The sequence below is a fragment of the Thalassoglobus neptunius genome (genome assembly GCF_007859735.1).
GTDB classification, from domain to species: Bacteria; Planctomycetota; Planctomycetia; order Planctomycetales; family Planctomycetaceae; genus Thalassoglobus; species Thalassoglobus neptunius.
Window position 1 is genome coordinate 25,502 of the sequence record NZ_SIHI01000036.1, and the last position, 8,657, is coordinate 34,158.

Genomic DNA, 8,657 nt, shown 5'->3' on the forward strand with positions numbered 1-8,657 from the left:
GGTGAATGAATCGAAGAGTGACTCCCCAGACTAATCGATTCTCAAGATTCGAAAACACTCCCCCAACGGTTTTCGAATTGAACTGCACCGAATGACACAAGCAAGCATCGCGAAAAATCTCTTTTCACTGTCGAGACGGGCGCACCGAGAAGACCAACGCGCTCCGATCAGGTGGACTCGGGCCATATAGAGAATCATGCATCCTCACTGCCGAAATCCCATTGAGATCATTGAAGTTGATCAGAGCGTGGAAGTGACGTGCCCGTCGTGCGGAAGTGAATTCGCACAAACGCAGGCCGACGACTCGACGGAAACGGTTGCTAACAACCGAGCACGTGTCGGCGAGAAAATCGGCTCATTCGAATTGCGTGAATGTGTGGGATTCGGGGCCTTTGGATCTGTCTGGAAAGCTTGGGATTCCGAACTTGATCGTCTCGTCGCGCTGAAAATTCCTCGCAAGGGTCAACTCGACGAGGCAGAGATCGAGAAGTTTCTGCGAGAAGCAAAAGCCGTCGCGCAGCTGAATCATCCGCACGTCGTCAAAGTCCATCAATCAGGGATCGACCGCGGAGTGGTTTACATCGCAAGTGACTTCATCGATGGAGTCACAATTGCCGAGCGGCTTCTGAATTCCAAGTTGAGCTTTCGTCAGTCGGCCGCACTGTGTTCGAAAATCGCGAGCGCTCTGCATCATGCGCATGAACGTGGGGTGATTCACAGAGATCTGAAACCGAGCAATGTCATGCTCGACCAGTCTCTCGAGCCTCATCTCATGGACTTTGGCCTCGCCAAGCGTGAAGCGGGGGAAATCACAATGACTGCCGAGGGGCTCATCCTCGGAACCCCTGCTTACATGTCTCCGGAACAGGCTTTAGGAGCACCGGCAACTGTTGACCGTCGATCGGACATCTATTCGCTGGGAGTGGTCTTTTATGAGATGCTCACTGGGGAACGTCCATTTCGAGGCAATGAACGCCTGCTGATTTATCAAGTCTTGAACGAGTTTCCGGATCCTCCGCGCAAGAAGAATCGGCAGATCCCCAAGGACCTTGAGACAATTTGCTTAAAGGCCATCGATAAGTCTCCCGAACGTCGATACCAGACGGCCGAAGAGTTCGCTGATGATCTGCAGCGATTCATGGATGGCGTTCCGATTCAAGCGCGACCGATCAGTTTGATCGAGCGCACGTCCCGGTGGATCCGTCGAAATGTGATGCAAACTGTTGCGATGGTTTCACTCATCGTGGCCCTTGTTGCCATCGCCGGGTTCATTGTCGTCGCCAACCGCGACACGACACTGCGACACCGCGTGAAAGTCACAACAGATCCCCCCGGGGCACGAGTTCGAATGATTCCACTCGACCACCTTGCCCGCGAGCGTCCGGAACAGGCGGTTATCTCATCCGGAGTCACGCCGATCGTGATGGACGTTGAACCTGCGTATTATCGAATGCAAGTCGTTGTCGACGATTACGGCTTCCATGATGTGTATCGAACTGTTCCGGAGTTTCCCGAGAAGGATTACGCAAGAACACTCTTCAATCATTTGAGTTGGGAAGTCGTCGATGAAACGGTTGAGCTTCCGACCGTTTCGATTCCGGAACGATCATCTCCTCCAGAAGGAATGACTTACATTGTAAGGAGGCGTGTTGGAAATGCGGGACCGTCCCGGATTGATCCGGGGAATCCCTCCACTCATTCTGCAGATTCACCCGCTCTACATGGACATCCATGAGGTCACGTATCGTCAATACCGAGAAGTCGGCCTCAACAGACCATACACAATCCAGTCGGCTGGCCTCCATCCGCCAGATGACTTTCCAGTGGCGAAGGTCAGTTGGGACGAAGCAGTCCGTTATGCCGAAAAGGCTGGACTTCGATTGCCAACTGAGGAGGAATACGAATTCGTCGCGACACAAGCGGGTGCCATTGAAACTCCGTGGGGAGGAGCACGCGACGAAATCGACGATTGGCCATTCGGCCCCGTCGGAACCCCGGAGTACGACCGGACGAGTCACGACCCTCCGATTCAGGGGCTTTATTCGGGAGTCGCCGAATGGACCGTGTCCCCATTCATCCGCGACTTCGCAAGCGATGGCCGCTTTCCCCAGTCGTTCATTGGCACGTCCGTCAATCATCGTGTCGTCAGGGGCGGCACGTTTGCTTTGACGAAAAAAGAGATCGATCTCGACAAAATCCGTGTCGGTCCTCAGCAACGATTCACGCTCGACAGAAACGAAATCAGTCGCGAGGGCCTTGGTTTCCGATGCGTCCTCGACGCACAAGCTCCCTTCTAAGACGGGCATCGCATTCCGTTCGGAATTGTCAGCCCGTGCCAGTGAGCACTCAAAAAACCTGGCCGTCCAACGATTCCGTCGCAGAGGGAAAACGCACACATTGCTGCCTGTCCCCGCAAACGCCTGTTTACTCCGTGTAGTAACTCGACAAATCCATTTCACTGACTGCCCAGGCATAGCTTCGTTGGTCACGAGGGACTGATTCACTGAGTTCTCGCGTCGGGCTGAGAATATTCAACCGGTGGGAGTGATGGCGGTCTCCATTGACGGAACGGTCAGATCGTGTCGTCAGGACAACTTCACGAATCTCGTGCGGATAGCTCTCTTCGTCGATCGGCGGATCTGTTTCGAAGGCCGCAAATCCATAGGTTGTGATCGGCTCGGTCCCGCGAGGAGAGATGTATTTCGAGGTCATTCCGACCAATCGGAAATAGATCTCAGCTTCCTGATCATGACCGACAAGCTTCACGATTCGATCAAATCCCGGTTGATCTTCGAGATCAATCAAGACTGCTTCTGACTGATGAATTTGCCCTCGCCGCCGTTCGTCTTCTGAGTAGGACGAATCGGCACTTCCGTCGCACGCGGGACTCGGTCTCGGCATGCGCCGCCACTCAATCAAATCGTTCCGTCTCTCGATCGCCTCCTTTTCAACGCAGTCCGGGCCATCCACTGCACATTGCCCATGTTGTCCGGGAGCCTGATTGCAACCAGTCACGAGCGTATCATCCGATTCCCGAAAATCTGAGGGCATTCCCGGCCGCGTAAACTCGTTGTCGCAACAGAGATAGTAGTAGAAGTGCTGGTCTCCCATCGTTCCGAAAGACTGAATCGGACACAGACAATCACAACCACTGAATTCAGGGTCTTCAACAGGGTGAAGTTGCGTATCTTGCTGAGATGAATCACTTTCCTGCGATTCTTCCACCTTCGTTGGCGTCTCCGGAGGAATCGGATTCTGAGCACCTCCAAGACTTGCCCAAAGAAACAACAGACCGAGACATCCAACTGGACGCAGTTTCATCGCAAATGCCCTCATCTTCTCTGCCCTTTTGAATCGATTTTAGAAGTAACCCGGATTCAATGTCTCTGAAGTCTAAACACGACAACCGACGACTGTCACCTCATTCCCACAGACTTGAGCCTCTTTGCGAATTCACAATCGTCGGAATTCTTAGCGGATGTGGAATTGCAGTCACGGCATTGGCTGTTACAATTCGATAACGATTTATTGAGATTGAGTCTCAACATCGCCTGGCCCAAAGCCAGCCTTCAAGATTTCCTCGAACCAGGTGGTTTTCGATACAATGTCCGATGTCTTGCAAATGATTCCGATGGACATGTTGCAGAAGAATGAATCTGGGCGAATTGTTGAAATCGTTGGGCCTCATGACTGGAAGCATCGACTTCAGGAATTGGGACTGCGAGACGGGGCAATTGTCCGAGTTGTGAAGCCGGGCACACCGTCAATCATCGCAATTGATGGTCACAGATTCAGCTTTCGAAGTGATCCCAACACAGTTGTTCTCGTCGAACTTCTGCCAGCATAGAGCATTGCCTGAATCGTGCAGTGTTTGAACTGGCCCAAGCTAATACACGCTGGCAAGCTCAGCCTCATTCCTAAGAATCGAGTTCCAGCGAGTGCAGAAAAGCCATGAAGATGGTCTAAAAGGGAAATGATGGACGAGTTTTCGGCAACCGGTTTGACTCAATAGCGTGCCGACCGATTCGTCTTCGACGGAAAGGCAGACAGAGCGTGGCAACCCAACCGGATTCGCTGAAGAGACTCGACGAATTGAAGTCGATTGGGCAACAAGCACGAATCATCGATGTTGTTGGCGATGATTCCATCTCAGTGCGGTTGATGGAGATGGGGCTGACCGAAGGAGAAGAGATCACTGTCCTGGGATTTGCCCCAATGGGCGATCCGGTGGAGTACTCAATCCGAGGCTATCGCATCTCTCTTCGAAAATCGGAAGCAAACCGCGTTCAAATCGAATCTGCTGAGTAGCAGCGACGAGTTAGAATTCTCCCCTGACGACCACTCCTCCATTTGCCCTCCGATTCGATCATGCATGAGACGGTTCAACCCGCGACTTCCCTTCAATCACTGACAGTCGCTCTGATTGGAAATCCCAACACCGGCAAGAGCACACTGTTCAACAGTCTTTGTGGCGGCAAAGCTCGCGTGGGCAACTTTCCCGGCGTCACCGTCGAAAAGAAAGTCGGCAAGTACCGCTTCGGTGACCGACAGATCACACTCGTCGACTTGCCGGGAACGTACAGCCTCTCTCCTCGCTCGGCCGACGAGATGGTTTCCGTAGACGTTCTTCTCGGTCGACAAAAAGAAGTCACCGCTCCGGACGCAGTTGTCTGCATCGTCGATGCGTCGAACCTTGAACGAAACCTGTACCTCTTCAGTCAGATTCGCGACCTCAATCTGCCGACTGTCCTCGTCCTGAACATGTGGGACCTGGCCACCAGTCGCGGAGTGCAAATTGACGTCGAACAACTCTCTGAACGGCTCGGCGTGCCTGTCGTAACAACTTCCGCCCATCGACGGGAAGGAATTGAACGCGTCACAGATGCCGTGCTTCAAGCTGTCGAAACTCCCGGAACGAAACCAGTTCAACTCTTTCCGCAAGCCTTTTACGACGAAGCCCAACAGCTTGACGAATGGCTCGTCGCGAACGGCGAACCCAAGACACATCTCTTTCTCCGGGAACGAATGCTGCTCGATATTCGTGGAGCAAGCGAAGAAGCAGCTTCTCAACCTGACCAGACAAAACTCAAAGCCTATCTCGAAGAAGCCCGAGGACGACTCGCAGCCAGCGGCCACCGAATTCCAGCGATTGAAACCAAGCTGCGATATGACTGGATTCGCCAACAGCTCGATGGCGTGTTCACTCGATCAGACACGGACCAACGCCTCAGCACGAGTGACCGAATCGACAAGGTTCTGACTCATAAAGTCACCGGCATGATCGTTTTCGCTCTGATCATGCTTTTGATCTTCCAAGCCATTTACACATGGTCCGGTCCATTTATGGAAATGGTCGAAGGACTTCAGAATGCCGCCAATGACCTTGTGGGCGGCATGATGGGACCGGGCACATTGAGAAGCCTCCTCGTCGACGGAATCATCGCCGGCGTCGGGTCAGTCATCATCTTTCTTCCGCAAATCGTGATGCTGTTTGCCTTCATTTCGATTCTGGAAGACTGCGGCTACATGGCCCGAGCTGCATTCCTGATGGATAAGCTCATGACAAAAGTCGGCCTCAGCGGCAAATCCTTTCTTCCGCTCATGTCGTCGTTCGCGTGCGCCATCCCGGGAGTGATGGCAACCCGTGTGATCGAGAATCGCAGAGACCGCATGGTCACCATGCTCGTCGCCCCGTTAATGAGTTGTTCCGCACGGCTCCCGGTTTACATTCTCATGATCTACACCTTCATCCCGGCGAGTCTTCTGTTCGGATTTCTAAGCCTGCAGGCAACCGTCCTCTTCGCGATGTACGCCATTGGTGCGCTGCTCGCGATCCCGATTGCCTGGCTCTTCAAGAAAACACTCTTCAAAGGCGAAACTCCTCCATTCGTCATGGAACTTCCGCCCTACAAATGGCCTTCTCCCAAGATTGTCCTCGACCGCGTTTATGACCGATCGCGCGCGTTTGTTGTGCGGGCAGGAACACTCATTTTTGCCGTGACTGTCGTCGTCTGGGCTCTGGGATACTTCCCGGGAGACCACACAGCCCAGCATCAACTCGCCCAACAACTCGAAACACTGCATGCATCGCCGGAAGAGAACGCTGAGAAGATCGACGAACTTTCTGCCGAGTTCGATAGCGTTTCCGGAGCGTTGATTCGCGAGAGTTACCTCGGTCGAATGGGGAAAGCCATCGAACCGGCCGTGCGTCCACTCGGTTGGGACTGGCGAATCGGAATCGGGGCGGTTGCTTCCTTCCCAGCCCGCGAAGTCATTATCTCGACGATGGGCACGATCTTCAGCCTCGGCGGAGAAGTCGACGAAGAAGATCCCAGCCTCAAAGATGCTCTCGCAAATGCAACCTGGCCCGACGGCCGACCACTCTTCACCGTACCGGTCGCCCTGTCACTCATGGTCTTCTTCGCCCTCTGCGCTCAATGCGGAGCAACGCTGATGGTCATCCGACGAGAAACCAACAGCTGGCGATGGCCCATCTTCACTTTCGCCTACATGACCGGCCTGGCCTACATCGCCGCACTTCTCACCTACCAAATCGGCACATCCCTCATGGGATAATCGCTGTAATTGGTAGGGTCTGAATTCGCAATGTGCGCGCGAACTTGTGTGATTAGTGAATCGCGTGCCAACGATTCCTGTGTCCTATTCTTAGAGAGACCGCACAAGGAATCTCAATTCGGCGTTTCTCCGAGACAACGATTGACGTTCGGTCATTGAACCCTCAATCTGAGACCGACAACGCATTGAACATCGCGCAAACATCTCAAGTGACTGACAGTCGCTCCTCGTTTCTGATCCCAACACTCACCTCTTTGGGTGTCCTGGTGTTGTTGGCCCTGCGCGTTTGGCGAACGGGATTGCTTGGGGATGAACTGCTGTTTGTGCATGCGATTGATCTCGGGGTTTCGGAGGGATTGTTCGCGGTTGGCTCGTCGCATCCTCCGTTTGTGCGTCTTCTTGTCAGCCTGTTTGCAGATGGAGAATCCCCGGACTGGCTCTTGCGACTTCCAAGTGTTTTGATGGCTGTCGCGACGGTCTTCGTTTGGGACGCGATCCTGCGAAGACTGGTTCCCGATCGCTGGCTCATTGCCCTGCTCTTGCCTGCGATGGCTCTTAGCCCGGTCTGGTTGACGCAGGGGTTTCAGTGTCTTCCGTATGCTGCGCTGGCCTTATTTTCGAGTTTGCACTGCCTGGCATGGATGGGAATGCTGGAGTCGGACCGCACTCGCTGGAAGTGCTTGTTCATCGCTTCTGGAATTCTTCTCCCCTGGACGCACTTTTTCGGCATCAACGTCTTACTCGTTGATCAACTCATCTGGGGCCTTTTTCTCCTGAAAAGAAAAGTTTCGATCAAAGCATGGCTGACGATGAATGCCATCATCGCTGCCCTCACTTTGCCTGTCGTCCCGATCGCTACCTTTTATGTTCGAATTGAAAGCACATTCGACATCAAACCGATCGCGGACTTTGACAGCTACTTTGTGCCTGTTTCGTCGCTCTTCTTTTCTTATCTGACCTTCTCAGTGTTTACGACCTACTGGCCAACATTCCTGATTCTCTATGCTGCGGCGGCTGTCTTTCTTGGGATGGTCATCCGCTCAAAAAGCTCCTCAAGAACCGAAGCTTCCGCTGGCGAATCCGATGAAGTCCGGGCTGCGAACAATCCACTCAACGACTGGTTTGGCTGCATCGCGGTCGGATTTCTTCTGGCAGGTTTCGGAGCGGGACAGCTTCATTCGTGGATCGGACAATCCGCAATGTGGCCTCGCTACATGCTGGCAGGTTCCTGGATTCATTTGCCCCTCATTGCATTCTTTCTGTGGAAATTTGTGAACCGGACCGCTGCTCGCGTCGCTGCCGGAGTTGGGTTGCTGTGTGCCCTTGTGGGATCTCAATACGCATTGCAAGTTCACGGCACGGACTGCCAGCGAGTCGCTTCCGAGTTGCGAACGAACTGGCAATCAGGGGACCGGTTTCTCGAGCAAGGTGTCGACATCTGGTCCGGCGAGAATCACTTCGATCGGTTGTGGTTTCGCCGCTACGTCAGCCCCGAATGGCCGCTGCTCCAACTCCCGACAGTACCGCGAGAGAGTGTTCTCGAAGCTGGTTTACAATTCGACTCAGTCCCTGAAGACTGTAAGCGAATCTGGGTCTTCTCTCACCTGTTTGCCGACGAATTCCACGAACGACAGAACATTCCGGGCTGGGAACTAAAAGCCAGTGCCTGCTACGGCGACGCCTGCCCGCTGGCCGTGTATGTTCGCATCCCCACAGACAATGAGCACATGGTTAGCCATCACGAGTAAGGTTTCGGAATCATTCTCACAGCCCAACAGCTATCGATTCCTAAACGACGCACCAGAATGGCTAGATGACCTCCCACATCCAGGCTGAGTCTGACGCCAACATGCCTTCACCTTCTTGCAGGGCTTTAACGATCCATTCAGGATAACGTCGTTTGCGTGTCCTGGTGATCGGAGTCCCCTTGCCCGAAATCAACCTCGACACTCTCAGAGCCTATCCGGAATCCTCTTCATGCTGTAAGTCGGTATTTGAACGGAGCTTGGTTGGGTGAAGGAGCTAAGCGGCGGAGCATGCGACCAATGGAAGCCACATAGATCATGGCTTCGCTCGATTTG

At 53.6% G+C, this 8,657-nt stretch carries 8 protein-coding genes; 6 read left to right on the top strand and 2 right to left on the bottom strand.

Annotated features, from left to right (window positions below):
• Positions 1-196 precede the first annotated feature (196 nt).
• Positions 197-1,735 (top strand): serine/threonine protein kinase, encoded by a 1,539-nt coding sequence (locus tag KOR42_RS21740; RefSeq protein ID WP_146511942.1) that lies wholly within the window; start codon positions 197-199, stop codon positions 1,733-1,735.
• Positions 1,656-2,297 (top strand): formylglycine-generating enzyme family protein, encoded by a 642-nt coding sequence (locus KOR42_RS21745; RefSeq protein WP_146511943.1) that lies wholly within the window; start codon positions 1,656-1,658, stop codon positions 2,295-2,297. The genes KOR42_RS21740 and KOR42_RS21745 overlap by 80 nt, the downstream gene beginning before the upstream one ends.
• A gap of 127 nt (positions 2,298-2,424) precedes the next feature.
• Here KOR42_RS21745 and KOR42_RS21750 read toward each other — a convergent pair whose 3' ends face one another.
• Positions 2,425-3,321, bottom strand: a complete 897-nt coding sequence (locus KOR42_RS21750; protein WP_146511944.1) for a hypothetical protein — start codon at positions 3,319-3,321, stop codon at positions 2,425-2,427.
• 283 nt (positions 3,322-3,604) lie between these two features.
• On the opposite strand from KOR42_RS21750, the gene KOR42_RS21755 reads away from it, so the two are divergent.
• The 4 genes from KOR42_RS21755 (at position 3,605) to KOR42_RS21770 (ending at position 8,324) form a co-directional block, all read left to right on the top strand.
• Positions 3,605-3,847, top strand: coding sequence for a FeoA family protein (locus KOR42_RS21755; protein WP_146511945.1), 243 nt, complete (start codon positions 3,605-3,607; stop codon positions 3,845-3,847).
• 206 nt (positions 3,848-4,053) lie between these two features.
• On the top strand, positions 4,054-4,308 hold the full coding sequence (locus KOR42_RS21760) for a FeoA family protein (protein WP_231741067.1): 255 nt from the start codon (positions 4,054-4,056) through the stop codon (positions 4,306-4,308).
• Positions 4,309-4,368: 60 nt separating this feature from the next.
• Positions 4,369-6,576: a ferrous iron transport protein B gene (feoB, locus tag KOR42_RS21765; RefSeq protein WP_146511946.1), complete on the top strand. Its 2,208-nt coding sequence runs from the start codon at positions 4,369-4,371 to the stop codon at positions 6,574-6,576.
• A gap of 155 nt (positions 6,577-6,731) precedes the next feature.
• Entirely contained in the window at positions 6,732-8,324 is a 1,593-nt protein-coding gene (locus KOR42_RS21770) for a glycosyltransferase family 39 protein (protein ID WP_146511947.1), read from the top strand.
• 61 nt (positions 8,325-8,385) lie between these two features.
• Here KOR42_RS21770 and KOR42_RS26920 read toward each other — a convergent pair whose 3' ends face one another.
• Positions 8,386-8,526: a hypothetical protein gene (locus KOR42_RS26920; protein ID WP_197441435.1), complete on the bottom strand. Its 141-nt coding sequence runs from the start codon at positions 8,524-8,526 to the stop codon at positions 8,386-8,388.
• Positions 8,527-8,657 lie beyond the last annotated feature (131 nt).

Bases quoted from the DNA above. Each gene is read 5' to 3' on its own strand.
- KOR42_RS21740 (WP_146511942.1), top strand. From the start codon at position 197: ATGCATCCTCACTGCCGAAATCCCATTGAGATCATTGAAGTTGATCAG.
- KOR42_RS21745 (WP_146511943.1), top strand. From the start codon at position 1,656: ATGCGGGACCGTCCCGGATTGATCCGGGGAATCCCTCCACTCATTCTG.
- KOR42_RS21750 (WP_146511944.1), bottom strand. From the start codon at position 3,321: ATGAAACTGCGTCCAGTTGGATGTCTCGGTCTGTTGTTTCTTTGGGCA.
- KOR42_RS21755 (WP_146511945.1), top strand. From the start codon at position 3,605: ATGTCCGATGTCTTGCAAATGATTCCGATGGACATGTTGCAGAAGAAT.
- feoB (WP_146511946.1), top strand. From the start codon at position 4,369: ATGCATGAGACGGTTCAACCCGCGACTTCCCTTCAATCACTGACAGTC.